Annotated in this window: 13 protein-coding genes and 2 tRNA genes; 6 read left to right on the forward strand and 9 right to left on the reverse strand. The window is 60.2% G+C overall.

Translation table 11 applies throughout. The annotated features are described in order from the left end of the window. Positions 1 to 331 precede the first annotated feature (331 nt). The 5 genes from ACQRAQ_RS01380 to gltX all read right to left on the reverse strand — a co-directional run bounded on the left by ACQRAQ_RS01380 (position 332) and on the right by gltX (position 7,584). Positions 332 to 1,732 carry an RsmB/NOP family class I SAM-dependent RNA methyltransferase gene (locus tag ACQRAQ_RS01380; RefSeq protein ID WP_427793532.1) on the reverse strand — a complete coding sequence of 467 codons (1,401 nt, stop codon included), beginning with the start codon at positions 1,730 to 1,732 and terminating at the stop codon, positions 332 to 334. Next, complete coding sequence (gene fmt / locus ACQRAQ_RS01385; RefSeq protein WP_427793533.1) at positions 1,729 to 2,649, reverse strand: methionyl-tRNA formyltransferase; 921 nt, start codon at positions 2,647 to 2,649, stop codon at positions 1,729 to 1,731. Before fmt ends, ACQRAQ_RS01380 begins: the two co-directional genes overlap by 4 nt. Before the next feature lie 362 nt (positions 2,650 to 3,011). Next, entirely contained in the window at positions 3,012 to 3,548 is a 537-nt protein-coding gene (def, locus tag ACQRAQ_RS01390) for a peptide deformylase (RefSeq protein WP_118449363.1), read from the reverse strand. A gap of 18 nt (positions 3,549 to 3,566) precedes the next feature. Continuing rightward, positions 3,567 to 6,038, reverse strand: coding sequence for a replication restart helicase PriA (gene priA / locus ACQRAQ_RS01395; protein WP_427793534.1), 2,472 nt, complete (start codon positions 6,036 to 6,038; stop codon positions 3,567 to 3,569). A gap of 70 nt (positions 6,039 to 6,108) precedes the next feature. Next, positions 6,109 to 7,584 carry a glutamate--tRNA ligase gene (gene gltX / locus ACQRAQ_RS01400; protein ID WP_427793535.1) on the reverse strand — a complete coding sequence of 492 codons (1,476 nt, stop codon included), beginning with the start codon at positions 7,582 to 7,584 and terminating at the stop codon, positions 6,109 to 6,111. Positions 7,585 to 7,910: 326 nt separating this feature from the next. On the opposite strand from gltX, the gene metK reads away from it, so the two are divergent. From metK to ACQRAQ_RS01430, 6 genes are all read left to right on the forward strand, one after another. Further along, on the forward strand, positions 7,911 to 9,191 hold the full coding sequence (gene metK / locus ACQRAQ_RS01405) for a methionine adenosyltransferase (RefSeq protein WP_427793536.1): 1,281 nt from the start codon (positions 7,911 to 7,913) through the stop codon (positions 9,189 to 9,191). 312 nt (positions 9,192 to 9,503) lie between these two features. After that, complete coding sequence (sdaAA, locus tag ACQRAQ_RS01410) at positions 9,504 to 11,111, forward strand: L-serine ammonia-lyase, iron-sulfur-dependent, subunit alpha (protein ID WP_427793538.1); 1,608 nt, start codon at positions 9,504 to 9,506, stop codon at positions 11,109 to 11,111. Positions 11,112 to 11,527: 416 nt separating this feature from the next. After that, positions 11,528 to 12,985, forward strand: coding sequence for a L,D-transpeptidase (locus ACQRAQ_RS01415; protein ID WP_427793539.1), 1,458 nt, complete (start codon positions 11,528 to 11,530; stop codon positions 12,983 to 12,985). A 129-nt stretch (positions 12,986 to 13,114) separates the two neighbouring features. Continuing rightward, a complete protein-coding gene (locus ACQRAQ_RS01420) occupies positions 13,115 to 14,560 on the forward strand; it encodes an efflux RND transporter periplasmic adaptor subunit (protein WP_427793541.1) in 1,446 nt (481 codons plus the stop codon). Next, a complete protein-coding gene (locus ACQRAQ_RS01425; RefSeq protein WP_427793543.1) occupies positions 14,560 to 15,333 on the forward strand; it encodes an ABC transporter ATP-binding protein in 774 nt (257 codons plus the stop codon). Before ACQRAQ_RS01420 ends, ACQRAQ_RS01425 begins: the two co-directional genes overlap by 1 nt. Further along, positions 15,330 to 16,544, forward strand: coding sequence for an ABC transporter permease (locus ACQRAQ_RS01430; protein ID WP_427793545.1), 1,215 nt, complete (start codon positions 15,330 to 15,332; stop codon positions 16,542 to 16,544). Before ACQRAQ_RS01425 ends, ACQRAQ_RS01430 begins: the two co-directional genes overlap by 4 nt. Positions 16,545 to 16,651: 107 nt before the next feature. Here ACQRAQ_RS01430 and ACQRAQ_RS01435 read toward each other — a convergent pair whose 3' ends face one another. The 4 genes from ACQRAQ_RS01435 to ACQRAQ_RS01450 all read right to left on the reverse strand — a co-directional run bounded on the left by ACQRAQ_RS01435 (position 16,652) and on the right by ACQRAQ_RS01450 (position 19,019). Beyond that, the gene (locus ACQRAQ_RS01435) at positions 16,652 to 17,263 is read right to left on the reverse strand and encodes a TetR/AcrR family transcriptional regulator (protein ID WP_427793547.1); all 612 of its coding nucleotides are present in this window, start codon (positions 17,261 to 17,263) and stop codon (positions 16,652 to 16,654) included. A gap of 136 nt (positions 17,264 to 17,399) precedes the next feature. Continuing rightward, positions 17,400 to 18,692 (reverse strand): lysylphosphatidylglycerol synthase transmembrane domain-containing protein, encoded by a 1,293-nt coding sequence (locus tag ACQRAQ_RS01440; RefSeq protein WP_427793548.1) that lies wholly within the window; start codon positions 18,690 to 18,692, stop codon positions 17,400 to 17,402. Between the two features lie 151 nt (positions 18,693 to 18,843). Next, positions 18,844 to 18,920: transfer RNA gene (locus tag ACQRAQ_RS01445), tRNA-Glu, on the reverse strand. A 22-nt stretch (positions 18,921 to 18,942) separates the two neighbouring features. After that, positions 18,943 to 19,019 (reverse strand) — tRNA-Glu (locus ACQRAQ_RS01450). Positions 19,020 to 19,242: the final 223 nt, after the last annotated feature.

The raw sequence follows: 19,242 nt of genomic DNA on the forward strand, positions 1-19,242 counted from the left end.
CTAAGTTTGTAACATTTCAAAACCCTGCCGGATTACGGGGCCGAATTGGCAACCTCTATCCATTCCGGTAATTTGCAAATTTCAACAAACCATCTACCTGCGGTTTTATTTAGGCCATTTTTGCTGTGGTCAGGCATCACCAATCTTGCCCCGTAATCCGCTCTACTTTTGATAGCAGCAAGTATGAAACGGGGCTATTTTTCCCACTCTTTAGCTAATTTGGGACGGGGCTTTTTTAGCTGCCCCAGCTGATAACGCAAATGTTTGGCCGACTGGCGGCCAGGGCAGCTAAAAAAGCCCCGTCCCAAATTAGCTACCCTTGGAATCCGTTTTACTTGCGGACCAGTCTGGCGCAGAAGTGGCCGTCGTAGGAGTCGGCGTTTGCGGGGACGCTCTGGAAAAGTCCACGGTCGTTCTGGCGTACCGATACGAGTTTCTTGGCCTGGGCGAACTCGGGGAGCTGCAAAATCTGGGCTTCGGAGAGCGGCGCCACGGAAAAGCCGGCGCCCTCGGGAGAGGCTAGGAAGGCATCAACGACCTGCGTGTTCTCCTCGTCGAAGACCGAGCAGGTGGCATAGATGAGCTCACCGCCGGCAGCCACGCGCGCGGCTGCTTCCTTGAGCATCGTCAGCTGCAGGCGGGGCAACTCCGTCGTAACGTCGTTCTCGGTTAGACGCCAGGGAATCTCGGGATGACGGCGCATGGTGCCGGTGCCCGAGCACGGAGCATCGATAAACACCGTGTCGAACAGGGCAGGCTCGCCAAGCATCGCGTCAAAGGACGTGAGCACCTCATTGAGCTCGCAGGCATCGCCCGACACCGTACGAACACCCGTAATACCCGCCTTATGCAGACGTGCGAGATTCTGGTCGCACTTGCGGTCATGCAAATCGAGTGCGGTGTGCTGACGGTCGCAACCGGCACGTTTGGCCTGGCACATCATCACATAGGTCTTGGTGCCACGACCGGCGCCAATCTCTAGACAACGCCCGGGACGGGTCGCCGCGGTAGCGATGAGCTGGGCGTTAAGGTCCGAGGCCACGGCAGCTGCGCGCTCAAACACACCCGACGCAACCGTGGCCTGCGCGTCGACCGGCGCATGGCAACCCGGGAACACGGGTGCCACAAGCTGCGAAATGTACGGATCGGGTTTGGTTGCAAAGGCATTCTCGTGCAAAGCCAGCGGCGCGGGCGCCAGATTGCCGGCAAAGCCGAGCGCGCCCTCGGGTGTATCGAACGACGCCATAATGCGAGCGCACAGCCAGCGCGGCATGCCCATCAGGCGAGATAGGCGAACCAAACGGCGCTCGGACTCATCGGCATCCGCTGCAGTGGCAAAGTCCTCGACGTTGTTCGCAACCTTATGCAGCACGGCGTTCGCCAGACCGGCGGCAGACTTAGCACCGCTGCGCACGAGCTCAACGCCCTGACTCACCGCAACGCGACCCGGGGTATGCAGGTAGAGCATCTCGAAGGCCGAGATACGAAGTGCCATGCGCACACGAGGCGCGACCTTTTTGGGCTTATCGAGAAACTGGTCGAGCAGCTCATCCAAAATGCCCTGGGTGGCTGCAACGCCCAGTGCCAAACGAGCGGCGAAAGCAGAATCGCGCTGGTCAATGGCCTTGGCCGAGGCACGGGACGAGAGCACGTCACGCGCGTACATGCCGCGGCGATCGGCCTCCATCAAAACATCAAGCGCGAGCTTGCGCGCGGGGGAAAGCTTACTCATGACAAAACACCCCACGAAAGATCCGCACCCTGCAGGCCGGCAGCCCAGGCAGAAGCAGCCATAGCACGCTTACCATCGGGCTTAACCTCGAGCAGTTCGACCGCGCCATCGGACAGGCCCAGGTAGACGCGCTTGGCCTGAACGGCGACGAGCCCCTCGCCAAGCGATACATCTGCCGGCGCGGCATCGAGCACGCGCACGGTCTTGCCGGCAATCACGCAGCGAGCGGGAGCGGTGTCGGAAGAGGCAAGCACATGACGCACGCAATCAAGCGCCCCCATCTGCGGATCCAGACGCATCTCCTGCTTGGAAATCTTGGCAGCATGCGTGACGAGCAACTCATCCTGCTCAATCCAAACAGCCGAGCCGTCGGCAAGCGAGGGAAGCGTATCGGCAAGCAACTTACCGCCCAGCTCACCAAGCTCCATGGTCAGTGCCTCGGCATGTTTACCGGCAACCGAGGTCGACGCCTGGGCGCAATAAGCGCCCGTATCCACGCCATGCCCAATGCGCATAATGGAAACGCCAGCAACCTCGTCACCAGCAAGAATGGCACGCTGAATGGGAGCGGCGCCACGCCAACGCGGCAGCAGCGAAGCATGAACATTCACAATACCGAGCGGCGCCATATGCAGCACCTCATCGGGCAAAATGCAGCCATAGGCAGCCACACAGAAAATATCGGCATCAGCAGCCTTAAGCCGATCAATAACATCCGGCGTCATACGATTTGCCTCAACAACGGGCAGACCAAGCTCAAGCGCCTTGGCCTTAACAGGAGACGGCTCCAGCTTTTTACCACGCCCGCGAACAGCATCGGGACGCGTAATTACCAGCGTAATCTCATTCCCAGCCTCAACAAGCGAAGTCAGCGACGGCACCGCGAAATCGGGCGTACCCATAAACACAATACGCATAAAGAACGTCTCCCCTCAAACAAAACCGAGACGGCTACAAATACCAGCGGAAAGCCAAGTCGCCAGCCCATCCGCAATAACAATTCAACAAGAACAAATATACCCAAAACCAAAGAAAGAGCCGCAATAAAAGCAGCTCTTCCAACAAAGCAATTATCAGCGAAGACGTCCCTCCCTGGCCCGACGGCACCCGGGCGAAAAGGAGCACGAAAACGCAGTCCCCTTCCGCCGCAGGGCTTAGGTTATTGCTCCACGCGCAGTTCCGCACGAGCCGAAGAGCACTTAATGTGCTCTTCGTGCGAGCAGGACTGTTTGAGCATGGAGCAAAACCTAAGCCCTGCGGCGGAAGGGGACGGTGGGACCTACTCCGTCTCGCCCGGTCGAGCGCCGCGGGCCAGAGCGTCCTGGTACTCCTTGACGGCCTTGATGCGCTGCATCGGCTTGAGTCGCTCGAACATGGTGTTGCCGTGCAGGTGATCGATCTCGTGCTGCAGGCACACGCAGAACAGGTCGCCCGAGGCCTCATAGCGAATCAGGTTGGCGTCCAGATCGTATGCCTCGACAACGACATGGTCGGGACGCTCGATCTCGCAGCTAATGCCAGGGATAGACAAGCAGCCCTCGCTAAACGGCACCAGATGGTCGCTCTGCTCAACAATGACAGGGTTGATGAGCACGTAGGGATCATAGTCGTTCTTGTCGGTGTAGTCGCAGTCGATGGTAACGAGTTGGATGAGCTCGCCGATCTGCGGGGCAGCCAGACCGCAACCGCCGTTGTCGAACATCATCTTCTTCATCTTCTCGGCAAGCGCCTCGATCGCCGGGGTGATCTCCTCGATGACGGCGCACTCCTGGCGCAAACGAGGGTCGGGCGAAAGTACGATTCCGTTGGCTTCCATGGCCATCCTTTCGGGTTGTTACAGCAAATCATAGGCATCGACGTCAACGCTCACGCTCACGCCGCGCACGGAGCCCACCTCTTTGAGGCAGGCGTCGATATCATCAGAGACATGGTACCCTACCGGCGACTTAACAAGCAGATGGAAGCGATAACGGTCTTTGGCTCTCTCGATTACACACGAAGCGGGGCCCAGCACCTGCGGCACGACACTTCCAGCCCGCAAAAAGTCAGGAGCAGCGGCATGCCAGCGGCGCTTGAGAAGCTTTGCGATGCGCCCAATGTAGTCCTGCGCATTATCACGATTCGCCGACCACACCAAGATGTTGACAAGACGCACGAAAGGCGGGTACAGCGCGTCTCGGCGCTGGTCCAGGTCGTAGTCGGTAAAGATCGAGCGGTCGTGCTCTGCGACGGCGCGAATGACCGGGTCCTCGGGCAGATACGTCTGGATGATAACCTCGCCGGGACGATCGCCGCGACCGGCGCGGCCGGCGACCTGTTCTAGCAAATCGTAGGCGCGCTCCCCCGCCCTAAAATCGGGCAGCTTTAACGCAAAGTCGGCATTGACCACGCCCACGAGCGTGACCTCGGGAAAATCGAGGCCCTTGGCAATCATCTGGGTACCCAGCAGCACCGCACAATCGGCGGCATCGAACTGCTCGAGTAGTTTTTTGTGCGCATCCTTGCCGCGTGTGGAATCGGCGTCCATACGAATGATGGCGACATCCTCGGGCAGCATCTGGTGTAGGGCGTCCTCGATCTGCTGCGTACCCAGGCCCATTTTTGCCAGGTAGCGGCTGCCGCACTTGGGACAACGACTCGTGGGCGCAGGATAGGGCTGCACGCGCCAAGACGATCCGCAGGTGTGGCACTGCAGCGTGTGCGTGCGCTCGTGGTACGTGAGCGCGGTAGAACAGTGGTTGCAGGTGGGGACGCAGCCGCACTCACGGCACATCAAAAACGGCGCAAAACCGCGGCGGTTGTGCAGCAGTACGGCCTTCTCGCGGCGCTCGACCACGCGTTCCAGGCCTTCCATCAGCGGTTTAGAGAACATGGAGCGGCTGCCGTGCGCGAACTCGCGGCGCAGATCGGCAATGCGGACCGTGGGCAGCACGGCGTGTCCCGGGCGCTCGGGCATCTCGACGCGCGTCCAGGTGGCACCGTTGTACATACCGCGGCGACAGCGGTCGAGGGCCTCGGCCGAGGGCGTGGCGGAGCCCAACACGAGCGGGCACCGATAGCGGCGCGCCATCTCGGCAGCCACCTCGCGCGCATGGTAGCGCGGGCTGGAGCCCTGCTTGTAGCTGGTCTCGTGCTCCTCGTCGATGATGATGAGACCAAGATCGCTGAGCGGGCAAAAGAGCGCCGAGCGGGCGCCCACGACCACGCGCGCGGCACCGCTGGCAACCATATCCCACTGGTCCAGACGCTCGCCGGCCGAAAGACGCGAGTGGAAGACCGCGACCGTCTCGCCAAAGCGCGAGCGGAAGCGGCCGACGGTCTGGGCCGTCAGCGAGATCTCGGGCACGAGTACGCAGGCCGAACGGCCGGCCGCCAGCACGCGCTCAATAGCCGAAAGGTAAACCTCGGTTTTGCCGGAACCGGTGACGCCATCGACAAGGACCACGTCGCCATGGGCATCAAGGCGGGCGCGTTCAATCTGCGCGAGCGCCTGCTGCTGGCCGTTGGTGAGAGAGACCGGTGCCTTGCCGCTTGCCGAGGACAACGTGGTCTGCTCGCTACACCCACGCCAGGCGCGGCGCTCCTCCACCACCACGACGCCGCGTTTTTCGAGCGCTTTAATGGTCGCCGACATGCTGTTGTAGAGCAGGTTGAGGTCGCGCGTCGTGACCGGGCCGCATTGGAGCGCGTCGATGAGCTGACGCTGACGGACCGCTGTCTTGGGCGGCGTGTAGTCGAAACCCTCGGGCGTGAGCATGACCCAACGGTTTTGGATGGGTTTTACGGCGGGGCGCTCAACGGTCCACACGCCGTCATCGCCCTTCACGACACGCGGACTGCCGCCCGGAGGCAAGAACAGACGCAGGCACTCGGAAAGCGTCGCGACGTACTCGTGGCTCATCCAGCGCGCAATGCGTGCAGCCTCGGCGGTAAAGAGCGGCTTGCTGAGGATGGCCTCGATGGGCTTGATGCGCAAGGGGTCGAGGGTGTCGTTGCCTTGCAGGTCGCCCAGCTCGGGCGCGATGTCGACGATATAGCCCGCGGCCGCACGGTTGCCAAAGTGGACCAGGACCGTGGATCCAATCTGGGCATCGTTGGCAAGGGACTGCGGGATGCCGTAGTCGAATGGCTCGGAGAGCGCACGGGTCGGGATGTCGAGGACCACGCTCGCGTAGGCGGAGAGGGGTTCGGGTGCGAGACCGGGCTGCGCCGGGGCGGCGGCAGGGGCCGCGGACCTCGGAGCTTCATCCGGTTCCGGCGAACCAAACAGCGACAGTTGCTCGGCCATGGTCTCTGTACCTCCCATCCCATACGTCTTTAGAAACAAGAGCCCCGCTCAGGTGAACGGGGCTCGGATACATGCGTTTACGCAGCTGCTACAGCGCCATCGTACGGGCGCGGTCGATACGCGCCAGGCAGTCGCCGCGGCCGACGAGCGCCATGGTCTCGCCCAGCGGGGGGCTCACCATGTTACCGCAGACGGCGACGCGCACAGCTTGGAACACCACGCGCTTCTTGAGGTCCATCTGCTCGGGCAGCGGCTCAAGCGCGGCGTCGATGTTGGCAGCCGTCCACTCATCCACGCCCTCGAGCGCGGCCTTGGCGGCATCCAGAATGGCGCCCATGCCTTCCTTGGCCAGACCCTTGTTGACAGACTTCTCGTCATACTCGAGCGTCTCGGCCGTGGCAAAGATGGGAGCGGCGACGGTCACGGCGTCGGCCGGCATCTTGGTGCGCGGCTTGACGATGGCGGCAAGCGCGTCGATCCAGTCCTCGCCGTACTCGATGTTACCCTCGATCATGCCGGCCTCGTGCAGCTCAGGGACCATGATCTCGTCGGCAAACTGGGCGTCGGACATGTTGTTGATATACTCGGCATTGACCCAGTCGAGCTTTTTGGGGTCGAAGGTCGCCGGGTTCTTGGAAATACGGTCGAGCGAGAACTTGCTGGCCAGGACATCGCGGGGGATGATCGTGGTCTCGCCGTCGAGCGACCAGCCGAGCAGCGCCAAGTAGTTAACGAACGCGTCGGACAGGTAGCCGGCGTCGCGGTACTCCTCCACCGAGGTGGCGCCGTGGCGTTTAGAGAGCTTTTTGCCGTCGGCACCCAAGATCATGGAGATGTGGGCGAACGTGGGAACGGGCGCGCCGAGGGCCTCGTAAACCATGACCTGGCGCGGGGTGTTGGACAGATGGTCGTCGCCGCGGATGACATGGGTGATCTTCATCATGGCGTCGTCGACGACAGTCGCGAAGTTATACGTGGGCGTGCCATCGGAGCGGAAGATGACAAAGTCGTCGAGCTCCTTGGCGTCGAAGGTCACCTCGCCGTGGACGGCGTCGTGGATGACGACATCGCCGCGGTCCTCGGGCACCTTGATGCGAAGGACGTAGGGCTCGCCGGCCTCGATGCGGCGGCGTGCCTCCTCGGGATCGAGATCGCGACAGCGGCGCTGATAACCCTGGAAGGGGTCTTTACGCTCCTGGGCGGCCTTACGGTCGGCCTCGAGCTGCTCCTTGGTGCAGAAGCAGGGATAGGCCTTGCCCTCGTCCCAAAGCTTCTGGGCGGCCTGCTTGTACAGGTCCAGGCGCTCGGTCTGGGCATAGGGGCCAAAGTCGCCGCCAACCTCGGGGCCCTCATCCCAGTCCAGGCCCAGCCAACGCATAGCGCGCAGAATGATCTGCGTGTTCTCGTCGGTAGAGCGGGTGGGATCGGTGTCGTCGATGCGCAGGATGAACGTGCCGCCGTTTGCGCGGGCAAAAGCCCAGTTATAGATAGCGGTGCGGGCGCCGCCGATGTGCAGCTTGCCCGTCGGTGAGGGTGCAAAGCGGACGCGAACGTCTGATGCCATGGAAATCTCCTCGATTGCAGGATGGATGTCTAACCGCACCAGTATAAAACAACAACGCCCACCTCCGCACAAAGGGCACCGACCCAGTCATCGAAGCCGGGTAGCTAATTTGGGACGGGGCTTTTTTAGCTGCCCCGGCAGGCTATCGGCTAAACCAGCAAACAATCAGCCGGGGTAGCTAAAAAAGCCCCGTCCCAAAATAGCTACCTTATGAGTAGGTGCGGAAAGGGTGTGAATGTTGGATTTACGCGCTATGATGTGCCCCTGCATACAGAGCCCAGCGGAATGGTAACGGTCGCTGGGACACGTTATTCGAAAGGACAATCATGTCAGAAGAGCTTCGTTCCATCCCGCCCCAGCAGGGGTCTTTTGTGTTTACGTCGGAGTCGGTGACCGAAGGCCATCCCGATAAGATCGCCGACCAGATCAGCGATGCCGTCCTCGACGCAATCCTCGCCAAAGAAATAGAGCTGCAGGAGCAGGGCTATATTGCGCCCAACGGCGTGCCCGCCAACGTGGAAAACGTCCGCTGCGCCTGCGAGACCCTCGTGACCACCGGCACCGTCATCGTCGCCGGAGAGATTCGCACCCAGGCATACGTCGACGTGCAGGAAATCGCCCGTGGCGTCATCCGCCGCATCGGCTACAACCGCGCCAAGTTTGGCTTTGACTGCGATACCTGCGGCGTCATGAGCCTCATCCACGAGCAGTCGCCCGATATCGCCCAGGGCGTCGACGAGTCATTTGAGACCCAGACCGGCGCTACCACCGACCCGATCGACCTGATCGGTGCCGGCGACCAGGGCATGATGTTTGGCTACGCCTCCAACGAGACCAAGACCCTCATGCCCATGCCGCACTACCTGGCAAGCCGCCTGGCGGAACGCCTGTCCGCCGTGCGCCACGACGGCACCCTGCCCTATCTGCGCCCCGACGGCAAGACCCAGGTCACCGTGCGCTACGAGGACGGAAAGCCCGTGGAGGCCACAACCATCGTCATCTCCACGCAGCATGCTGCCGAAGTTGAGGACATGGGCAAGATCAAGGCCGACCTCATCGAGCATGTCATCGCACCCGTCATGGATGCCGAGAACATGCCGTGGGATGGCGCCGATATCTATGTGAACCCCACCGGACGCTTTGTCGTGGGCGGCCCCATGGGCGACACGGGCCTGACCGGCCGCAAGATCATCGTCGACACCTACGGTGGCTACGGCCGTCACGGCGGCGGCGCCTTTAGCGGCAAGGACTGCACCAAGGTCGACCGCTCTGCCGCGTACGCCGCTCGCTGGGTCGCCAAGAACGTAGTCGCCGCCGGTCTGGCCGATCGCTGCGAGGTCGAGCTGGCCTACGCCATCGGCGTGTCCAAGCCGCTGTCGATCATGGTCGACACCTTTGGCACCGCGCATATTGCCGAGGACAAGATCGTCGAGGCCGTGGAGAAGACCTTTGACCTGCGCCCGGGCGCAATCATCCGCGACCTGGACCTGCGTCGCCCTATCTATGAAAAGACGGCAGCCTACGGTCACTTTGGCCGCGAAGACGCCGACTTTACCTGGGAGAAAACGGACCGCATCGACGAACTCAAAGCAGCCTGCGGCCTGTAAGCTAACGAGAAAAGCCACAGCCAAATAAAAACGCACCAAAAAGAGGTACCGGAACAACCGGTACCTCTTTTTTGTTTGAACGGTGGTGAAGATGAGCCGACCTGGGACATGGAATAGGTCACAGGCCGATAAATTTTGCAGCAGAGCGACTCCAACCATGTATCCTAAGTTCCGAGGACTTTAATATTTGGTCGATCGCGAGTTCCGCACGAGCCGGAGAGCACTTAATGTGCTCTCCGTGCGAGCAGGACTGTCCGAGCAGGCGACCTTATGCCCCGCCCCTCGGGACGACGAGATAGAGAAGGAGCAGCCATGGCAGGCAAGCCGCAAACACTAGCTACGACCTCGGCATTCGAGATCTTGGGCCCCATCATGGTCGGCCCCAGCTCATCGCACACCGCCGGCGCCCTGCGTTGCGCCCAAGTTGCCGCCAGTCTGCTGGAAGGCCGCATCACCAAGGTCACCTTTGGCCTGTGGAACTCCTTTGCCCACACCTACCGCGGCCATGGCACCGACCGCGCACTCGTCGCGGGCATCTTGGGCCTCGACACCGACGACGAAAACATCAAGCAGGCCTTTGACCTCGCGCGCGAGCGGGGCCTCAGCTATCACTTTGACATTAAGGGCGACGACGCCTCCATCCACCCAAACACCGTCGACATCGACATGGTCGATGACACGGGCGCCACGGCGCAGGTCCGTGGCGAGAGCCTTGGCGGCGGCAAGATGCGCATCAGCCGCATCAACGGCGTCGGCGTTGATATCTCGGGCATGTATTCCACCCTGTTTGTGGCGCACCAGGATGTCCCCGGCGTTCTCGCCGCGCTCACGAACCAGCTCGCCTACGCACACGTAAACATTGCCTTCTGCCGCACCTACCGCACCGAGGTAGGCGGCCAAGCTTATTCCGTCTTTGAGACCGACGGCACCCCCGATGACATCGTCGTTCCCATGCTACGCATGCTCGACCATGTCGATTACGCCACCTTCATTGAGCTTCCCGGCTCGGCCTCATCGCTCTCCCCCGGCGTTTCCGCCAAGGAAATCTTCGACGATGGCGAACAGCTCCTCGACGCCTGCGCCGAACTGGGCCTCAACATTGGCGCCGTCATGGCCGTACGCGAAGCCCGCCTGACCGGCGAGCAGCACGCCGTCGCCGCCATGCGCCGCGTACTCGAGGTCATGCGCGAGGAGACAACGGCGCCCATCGCCGCACCGCAGCGCTCGCTCGGCGGGCTTATCGGCGGCGAGGCAAAACTCGTCGACGCCACATGCCGCAACGATCTGAGTACAAACCTGATGGGCGCCGTCCAAACCGTAGCCGTAGCCCGCGCCATGGCTGTGCTTGAGCGCTCTGCCACCATGGGCGTCATCGTCGCCGCCCCCACGGCCGGATCTGCGGGCGTCGTGCCCGGCTGCGTGTTGGCGCTCGCCGACCATCTACAGCTCGATGACGAACAGGTCATGGACGCACTCTACTGCTCTGCCGCGATTGGTCTCAACCTCACCACAAGTGCCTGCGTCGCCGGTGCCGAAGGCGGATGTCAGGCCGAGGTGGGCAGCGCCGCCGCCATGGCCGCTGCCGCGCTCGTCCAGATGCTGGGAGGCACGCCCGAGCAGGCACTCGACGCTAGCTCTATCGCACTGAGCAATCTGCTTGGTCTTGTATGCGATCCCGTGGGCGGCCTTGTCGAAGTGCCATGCCAAAACCGCAACGCGATTGGCGTGGCGGCCGCATTTAGCTCGGCGCAGCTCGCCCTTGCCGGCATTAAGAGCCTGGTGCCGTTTGACCAGATGGCACACGTCATGCTCTCGGTGGGCCACGCGCTGCCGGCCACGCTGCGCGAGACGGCAAAGGGCGGCATCGCACAAGCTCCCGCTGCACTTTCGGCTTGCGCTAAATGCGGCGTGTGCGGATAAAGAACAGTCCAAAACAAGAGGTGGGACAAATGTCCAACCTCTTGCCAATGCCACCGTTTCAATACCACAAACAACTAGGTAATCGCTATAATGCAAGCCCAGTAAAAACACGATGAGCCGCAAGGCGAAACTCGAAGGATATGCATACGATGTCGCAAAACGACCGCACCCAACTGATTCCCGATCCTAAACAGCCTTCTAGGCCTACCGACGGCGTCCAGTCGCCGCGGCCCATTACGCCAACGCGTAGCACAAAGCATGGTTCGGGAAACACCTCACAGCGACAGAACCCTCATGCGTATCAGCAGCGTCAGAGCAATAAAGCGACTAAGCACGCGCCTTCACAAACGCAAAACCATCACAAGGGCCCCCGTGGGTCAGAGAACCACGCCAACGGGAAAAAATCCGGGGCGAAAATGACCCTTTTCGTTGCTCTGGGCCTCATTGTTGTCGTTTACATTGTTGGCGTTGTCGCATTTTCGCAGGTAGCCTACCCCAACACCACCATTGCCGGCGTCGACGTCTCGTTCTCCAACGCTTCGTCTGCTGCCACTAAGGTCAACTCGGCATGGAAGCACTATAAGCTCACCGTGACAGGCGATGACTTTAACTGGACCTATCAGCCCGAGTCCGATGAACCCATCGTCGACGGCGAAGCTGCCGCAAAAGAAATCATCAGCCGCAACGAAGCCTTTATATGGCCGGTCCGCCTTGTGGAATCCTTAAGCGGCAAGACCAAAACAACCGCTACCTCCAACGAAGTCGATCTTGAACAAGACGTCGACCTGTCCATGCTCTCTGACACCTTTGACCAAAACAAGTTTGAGGAGGATCTGGGCGCCGCCATTGACGAGTTTAACGAGGGCCGTTCGGGCACGTTCGAGGCCAATAGCTCCTATGACGAGCAAGCCGGCAAGTTTACCGTCGAGAAGGCGCGCTCCAACGAAAAACTCAACCGCGAGCATGTCATTAAGTATGCCGAGCTCGAGCTTGCCTCGCTGGCCGAGACCGTAGATCTTTCCAAGCTCGGCAACGATGCCTATGAGCCGCTCAATGAAACGCTGACCAATGATCAGATTCAGGCCGCATGCGATGCCGCCAACAACTTCTTGGGCGTCAACGTGACCCTCAAGCTCAACGGTGAGGATGCCGGCAAGGTCGACGGCAGCTCCGTGTTGCAGTGGATCAGCTTTGCCGATCCGGCCAACCCCACACTCGATACGTCGCAGATCGGTAGCTGGGCAGCCGAGCTCGCCAACGGCTTTAATACCGTGGGCACCACCCGCTGGTGGACGCGTGCCGACGGCAAAGAATGTGCCGTCGAGGGCGGTGACTTTGGCTGGTCCGTCGATAGCGACGCACTCGCCAAGCAGGTCGAGGACGCCATTAACAACAAGCAGACCGGCGAAATCGAGATTAAGTACTCCCAGAAGGCCGACACCTATACCGCAAAGGGAGAGCCCGACTGGAAGGCGTATATCGACGTCGACCTGTCCGAGCAGCACGCGCGCTACTATGACGAGAACGGTAATATCGTTTGGGAGGCCAACTTTATCTCGGGCAAACCGGGAGAGGATGCCACCCCCGAGGGCGTTTGGCAGATCAATAGCAATGACGGCGCAAGCAAGCTCATCGGTGCCAAAGACCCAAAGACCGGAAAACCAAAATACGAAAGCCCCGTGTCATATTGGATGCCGTTTGAAGGCAACATGGTTGGTTTCCATGATGCGACATGGCAAAACGATCAGAGCTTTGACGACCCAAATTCGTACAAATGGTGCGGCAGCCACGGTTGCATCAACTTGCGTCTGGCCGATGCCAAGGCACTCCACGACTGCATCAGCGTCGGCCTATGCGTGGTCGTGCACTCGTAGGGAAACACGCCTTCGCACAACGGGGAACTGACGCTCCAATCTAACAGTTCCGAAAGAATCCGCCATATGCGCCCGCTTCTCGCGACGGGCGCATATACTTATCGAAGAACTTTCTATAAAGGATACGCTATGTCGAATGTCCCCACCATCACCCCGGGACCGAATGATACCGAGCGAGCGCCCGAGGGTGCCACCGAAACGCTTCCCCTCATAACAAACGTGCGCGCCACACAGCAAAACGGCAGCACAAGCGATGCAACCGAGATTTCTGACGAAGAGGCCTACGCCAAGCTCAAGGCGAAGCGTGCCGAGCGTCGGCGCAAAAAGCTCATCCGACGCGGCATTGCGGCCGGCGTCGTGGCCGCCACTGTGCTCATCGCCGTAGTCGTAACCTTCGTCATCAACGCACGGCCCGCAGGTACCAACGGGCCGGTGACCGACATGGTCACCGAGGGTACATTTACGACCACCGTCGAGGCTAAAGGCCAGCTCAAGCCTATCTCGGCTTCGGTGGTCTCCCCTTCTGTCGACGGCACGGTGGCATCGATCAACGTATCAGCCGGCCAGTCCGTTAACGAGGGCGATGTGCTCATGACCATTAAAAATGACGAGCTCGATCGCAACGTTGCCGAGGCGCAGCGCGCGGTGGCGGCGGCACAGGAAGACCTCGCCAACGCGCAGAAAGCGGTAGCTGCCGCCCAAGCCGCTCCGGCGACTGACACAGATGCGGCAGGCGCAAGTGGCGCCAGCGGCGGCGCCGACACGAGTGCCGACACGAGTGCCGACACGAGCGCCATCTCGAGCGCCCAACGTAACCTGGCCTCAGCCCAGGCGACCCTGGACCAGGCCAACGCCAAAGCCGCCGAGCGCACCGTGACCGCGCCCAGCTCGGGCAGCATCGTCGAGCTCAACGCCAAGGTCGGCGCCACGGTGACGGGCGGCATGATTATGGGCGAAGGCGATACGACCGGCGGCAAGCAGTGCATGCAGATCGCTGACCTCTCCAAGATGAAGGTCACCGTTCAGGTGGGCGAAAAGGATATCGCCAAGATCGCAGTGGGCCAGAGCGCCAACGTCACCTATCCGGCCTTTCCCGATATCGTGAGCCAGGGAACGGTCACGACAATCGCTTCGGTGGCAAACTCCGACTCCACCTACGGTGGCGGCGGTAGCGTGACCTATAACGTCGATATTTTGATCGACGCGCCCGACGCGCGCCTCAAGCCGGGCATGACCGCCGAGGTCTCGGTGGTAACCGAGCAGCTCGACGATGTGGTGATGGTGCCGACCATGGCGCTCATGACCGAGGATGGCGAGCACTATTACGTCAACGTGGCAACCGACGGTGAAGGCAAGGAGATGCGCCGCGTGAAGGTGACCATTGTCACGCAAAACGATAACGACGCCGTGGTCGGCAAGACGCAGGTCAAGCGCGACGACCAGGGCAATGAGATCAACGCAGACGTACCGGTTACCAAGCTGCGCGACGGCGACACCCTCATCGTGGACACCGGCGCAGGCATGACGGCCGACGGCGACGACTCTGGCAGCATGTCTGCCGACGAGGGCTTGTAATGCGTCCCGTCATCAACATCCGCAACGTGCATCGCATTTTTGAGAGCGAGGCCGGCTTCGCCCATATCCTGCATAACGTGAGCCTGGCAGTGAATCCCGGCGAATTCGTGGCCATTACCGGCCCTTCTGGCTCGGGCAAGTCAACGCTCATGAACATCCTGGGCTGCCTGGACAAGCCAACGGCAGGCGATTATTACCTGCAGGGCCTCAACGTGGCGGAGCTCGACGATGACGAGCTCACCGAAGTCCGCGCCCTGAGCATCGGCTTTGTCTTTCAGAGCTTTAACCTGCTGCCGCGCCTATCGGTCATCGAAAACGTCATGCTGCCGCTGTCGTACACCAACGTGCCGCGGGCTCAGCGTGAGATGCGCGCCGTTCATGCGCTGCAAGCCGTCACGCTGCCGGTCGACCACTGGGACCACCGCATCTCCGAGCTCTCAGGCGGACAGATGCAGAGGGTTGCCATCGCGCGCGCCCTCGTCAACGACCCGCCCATCATCCTGGCGGACGAGCCGACGGGAAACCTGGACTCCGCCACCGGAGCGCTCGTGATGGAGACCTTCCACAAACTCCAGGAACGTGGCAAGACCATTGTGCTCATCACGCATGATCCCGGTATCGCCGCCGAGGCCGACCGTGCCGTAACCATTCGCGACGGCCGAATCCACGACGGCGCGTACATCGCGCACGCACCGCAGACCCTGCACGGCGCCATTGATAACCTGCCCATGATTTCCGCACACGCCAATCCGACGAAAGGAGTGAAGGCATGAGCACGCGCGACCTTATCCAAGAAGCCCTTCACTCCCTCGAGGCCAACAAGGGACGCAGCCTACTCACCATCCTGGGCATTGTTATTGGCATCGCCTCCGTCATTGCCATGACCTCGCTTATCGGCGGTATCCAAAACAGCCTGGTCAACAGCCTGGGCCTCAACGCCGCGCGTATGGTGCAGATTTATTCGTCGCAAGAGCTCACCGAGTCGGACGTTGAGAAGCTTCGCAAGATGGTGCCGCAGATCGAGCAGATCGGTATCGTGGACAGTGCCTATACCGAGTACAAGTCCGGTGACAAAAGCTATAACGTCATGGCGCAGGGCGTCGATAGCGACATGCTCAACGCAGTGGGAGCCAGCAAGCTCGTCGCGGGGCGCACCTATACCCAGGCAGAGTCCCAATCTGGCGCACGCGTGGCGCTCATCAGCCGCGGCGGCGCGGACCAGCTGTACGGCAACGAACAGGACGCGCTCGGCAAGACCATCAAGGTGTCGAACGGCGAGGTGCAGATTATCGGCGTTATCGACGGCGGCAGCGACTCCATGGGCTCACTCACGCTCTACATGCCGCGCGAGACCATCTCGGGCCTCTTTGGCGACGAGAACCCGTCTTTTCCCAGCGTAACGGCGCTCACCGTCGAGGGTACGGACATGGATGAGCTGTGCAAGACGATTGAATCCAAGGTGCGCAGCATGAAGGACATCGCGGATGACGATGAATATGACAGCGTGTCGGCGACCTCAATGAAAAGCGCCATCGACGCCCTCAACTCCTTTATGGGCGCGTTTTCGCTCATCATGGGCGCTGTTGCCAGCATTTCGCTGCTCGTGGGCGGTATCGGCATCATGAACATGATGCTCACCAATGTGACCGAACGCATCCGCGAGATCGGTATTCGTCGAGCCTTGGGTGCCAGCCGTCGCGATATCACCGCACAGTTTTTGGCCGAGTCTTCGGCGCTGTGCATCACCGGCGGTCTGCTAGGTGTCCTGATTGGCTACCTGCTTGCCTGGGGCCTAGCGATGTTCGCCGCGGGTTCCGGCGTGCTTGGCGAACTCGGTGCCAGCGGTACCATAACGCCGAGTTTTTCGATCGCCACGGTGCTGCTGGCCTTTGCGGTCTCCGTCGGCATCGGCGTAATCTTTGGCTTCTACCCCGCCCGCCGGGCCGCAAAACTCGACCCCGTGGAGTGCCTGCGCTACCAGTAATGCAATCCCCCCCCCCTGAGTTGCGGTGAAATAGGGAGTGTTTTAGCCGTTAAAAGGCCTATTCAGTCCTTATTTCACCGCAACTCGGAGGGGATAAGGCGCTAGTGCTATTCGAAACGAGATTCCAGACTCGATAGCCCGTTCAACGTCAGATTGTTAGCGACCTCCGAAATGCGCTCGATGGGCACCGAGCCATCGGAGAGTGCCCACGTGCGGTAAATGCCGATAATGCCCGAAAGCAAAAACGCCAGATAATAGTCGAACAGCTCGTCCTTTAAGCCATCGGGCAGCAGGTCGCGCTCGGCAATCTCGTTCTCGAGCGGCACACGCAAGCGCGTCATAAAATCGTCGAGCGGAATGTTTTCAATCAGCTGGCGATTGAGCACCAAATTGTTGCACAGCGCCTCGTTAACGGTTTTGAAGAAGGTCGCCGCCGCTCCGAGTGCTCGCTCGTTGGTGTTACCGACCATAGAGGAAAGCGTCTTCTCGACTGAGTCGACAATCATCTCGACCACATCCACGGCAATGGCATCGAGCAAGCCGTCCACCGTGCCAAAGTGCACGTAGAAGGTCTTACGGTCGACATTTGCCTCGCGCGCGATGGCGCTCACCGTAATATCGGCGAGGGGCTTTTCCATCAGCAGTCGCTCGAATGCCGAAAGAATCGCATTGCGACTGCGAACGATGCGGCGGTCAAGGCGCGGTTTAGTGGTGGCCATAGACGTGTCCCCTTCATGTCAACTGCCCACCTATAGCTCCTGTACAAGTGGGAGATAATCAACGTAAGAGGATTATCCTACATCTAGCATCGCAATGACGAGCATCATTAAGAACGCACGACTCACCAACTGGGCTCTAGGGCCGCTTCTTTTTATTGAGCGCCGCAGGGGAAACGCGGATACCGTCGCCAGTCTGACGAACATAGGTCTTCCGTGCCGGTTTAGAGGCCACAGCAGTCTTTTGAGCATGCTGATTGGGGTCCACGGTAACCTGAGAGGCTGGATGTGCCTTAACGGACGCAGAAGGCTTCTGAGGAGTGCGCCCGAGCTTGCACATCATACGGTCCCAGCGCGCATGGATACTCTCGTTATGAGCGCTCTTAAGGCCCAAAAGAGGGGCGGCCAAAATGGTCGGCGCGATAAAGGTGATCAGACGCCAAAGCAGATAGCCGGCAGTCGCTGCCGTGCCAAAAAAGTGACCCAGGAACAGCGCGAAGCCGCCCTCGGCACCACCGGTGCCGCCAGGCAGCGGGACGGCGGAACTCAACAGCTGTACAAAAGCACTCGCCGCCATGACCGAGAAAAAGTCAACGTCGTACTGACCAAAGGCAAGCATCAAAAAATACGGAACCAGGTAGAAAAACGCCAGCTGCAACATGGTGATGACGACCGTGAGCAGCATGGACGAAAAATGGCCGGCAGAGAGTTTGAATTTCTCGGAAAACGAGTAGATCTCGCCATCGACAAAGGTACGCCAGCCCTCGATCTTAGTAGCGGAAACGCCCATGCGCTCGAGCCAATTGATAATACAATGTGCGACGCGCGTGACGGTCTTGGGCATCAACGCCACGGCAAAGATGCCGAGAAGAATGCAGCAGTGGCCGCCAAAACTAAAGACGCAAAGCAGCGTCATGTCGCCATAGCGCTCGGCGAAAAACGGCATGCGGGCGAGCAGCAGAATGGCACCCCATGCCACCAAACCAAACTGGTACACGATAAAGCGGGTGAACTGCGTGGCACCCGCTTCGCCCACATTTTGGCCGGCTTTGGTCAGGCGATAAATCTGGGCAGGCGTGGAGCCCATCATCATGGGCGTCAGGTTGCCAAAGAAGATGCCGCTCGCCTCGACCGAAATGAGGTCGCGGATGCCGACAGGCGAATTGGGATCGAGCCATACGGCAATCGCGTACGCCACGATGCCAAAAAACAAGTATAGGAACATGCAGAAGCACGCGGCAGCGAGCCACGGCGCCTGAACGCTAGCCATGGCGGCCCAGAACTGACCCATCTGACCGGTCACGACCAAATAGACGATATAGCCCACCAGCACAATGCCAATAAAGATGGCACCACGACGTGCGCTCTTGTTGTCATCGCCGCCCGAAACATCGACTTGAGGCTTTGGGGTATGCTGAGAGGACTCCGTCATGAGGCTCCTTCTGACCGTCAATGTATCTGGCCTATTGTACCCGTATGGGAGATAAGCAAAACGTAAAGCTGTGGGGCAAATGGGATTAACAGACAAGCCCGCATGTAATAAAAAACCCGACCTTCGAAAAGAAGGTCGGGTATCCAAAACTTGGTAGCCCGTACCAGATTCGAACTGGTGATCTCCGCCTTGAGAGGGCGGCGTCCTAAACCGCTAGACGAACGGGCCATAAGCCTCAGCAGAAAAGAAGTGGTAGCCCGTACCAGATTCGAACTGGTGATCTCCGCCTTGAGAGGGCGGCGTCCTAAACCGCTAGACGAACGGGCCACATGACATCTGCACTGCCGTGCTGCGAGGACATATATTACGGGACAAAAAACGCGAGCGCAAGAAGAAATTCCAAATTGGCCAAATTTTGTCGTGAGGTTATGGAACACACAGGTCAACCTGGTAGCTAATTTGGGACGGGGCTTTTTAGCTACCCCTGCCAGAATCACGATTGTTCGTCCTATTGACAGCGGGGGTAGCTAAAAAAGCCCCGTCCCAAAAG

The sequence above is a fragment of the Collinsella sp. SGI.178 genome (genome assembly GCF_050313495.1).
In the GTDB taxonomy this organism is placed as follows: domain Bacteria; phylum Actinomycetota; class Coriobacteriia; order Coriobacteriales; family Coriobacteriaceae; genus Collinsella.

Bases quoted from the DNA above. Each gene is read 5' to 3' on its own strand.
- ACQRAQ_RS01380 (WP_427793532.1), bottom strand. From the start codon at position 1,732: ATGAGTAAGCTTTCCCCCGCGCGCAAGCTCGCGCTTGATGTTTTGATG.
- fmt (WP_427793533.1), bottom strand. From the start codon at position 2,649: ATGCGTATTGTGTTTATGGGTACGCCCGATTTCGCGGTGCCGTCGCTG.
- def (WP_118449363.1), bottom strand. From the start codon at position 3,548: ATGGAAGCCAACGGAATCGTACTTTCGCCCGACCCTCGTTTGCGCCAG.
- priA (WP_427793534.1), bottom strand. From the start codon at position 6,038: ATGGGAGGTACAGAGACCATGGCCGAGCAACTGTCGCTGTTTGGTTCG.
- gltX (WP_427793535.1), bottom strand. From the start codon at position 7,584: ATGGCATCAGACGTTCGCGTCCGCTTTGCACCCTCACCGACGGGCAAG.
- metK (WP_427793536.1), top strand. From the start codon at position 7,911: ATGTCAGAAGAGCTTCGTTCCATCCCGCCCCAGCAGGGGTCTTTTGTG.
- sdaAA (WP_427793538.1), top strand. From the start codon at position 9,504: ATGGCAGGCAAGCCGCAAACACTAGCTACGACCTCGGCATTCGAGATC.
- ACQRAQ_RS01415 (WP_427793539.1), top strand. From the start codon at position 11,528: ATGACCCTTTTCGTTGCTCTGGGCCTCATTGTTGTCGTTTACATTGTT.
- ACQRAQ_RS01420 (WP_427793541.1), top strand. From the start codon at position 13,115: ATGTCGAATGTCCCCACCATCACCCCGGGACCGAATGATACCGAGCGA.
- ACQRAQ_RS01425 (WP_427793543.1), top strand. From the start codon at position 14,560: ATGCGTCCCGTCATCAACATCCGCAACGTGCATCGCATTTTTGAGAGC.
- ACQRAQ_RS01430 (WP_427793545.1), top strand. From the start codon at position 15,330: ATGAGCACGCGCGACCTTATCCAAGAAGCCCTTCACTCCCTCGAGGCC.
- ACQRAQ_RS01435 (WP_427793547.1), bottom strand. From the start codon at position 17,263: ATGGCCACCACTAAACCGCGCCTTGACCGCCGCATCGTTCGCAGTCGC.
- ACQRAQ_RS01440 (WP_427793548.1), bottom strand. From the start codon at position 18,692: ATGACGGAGTCCTCTCAGCATACCCCAAAGCCTCAAGTCGATGTTTCG.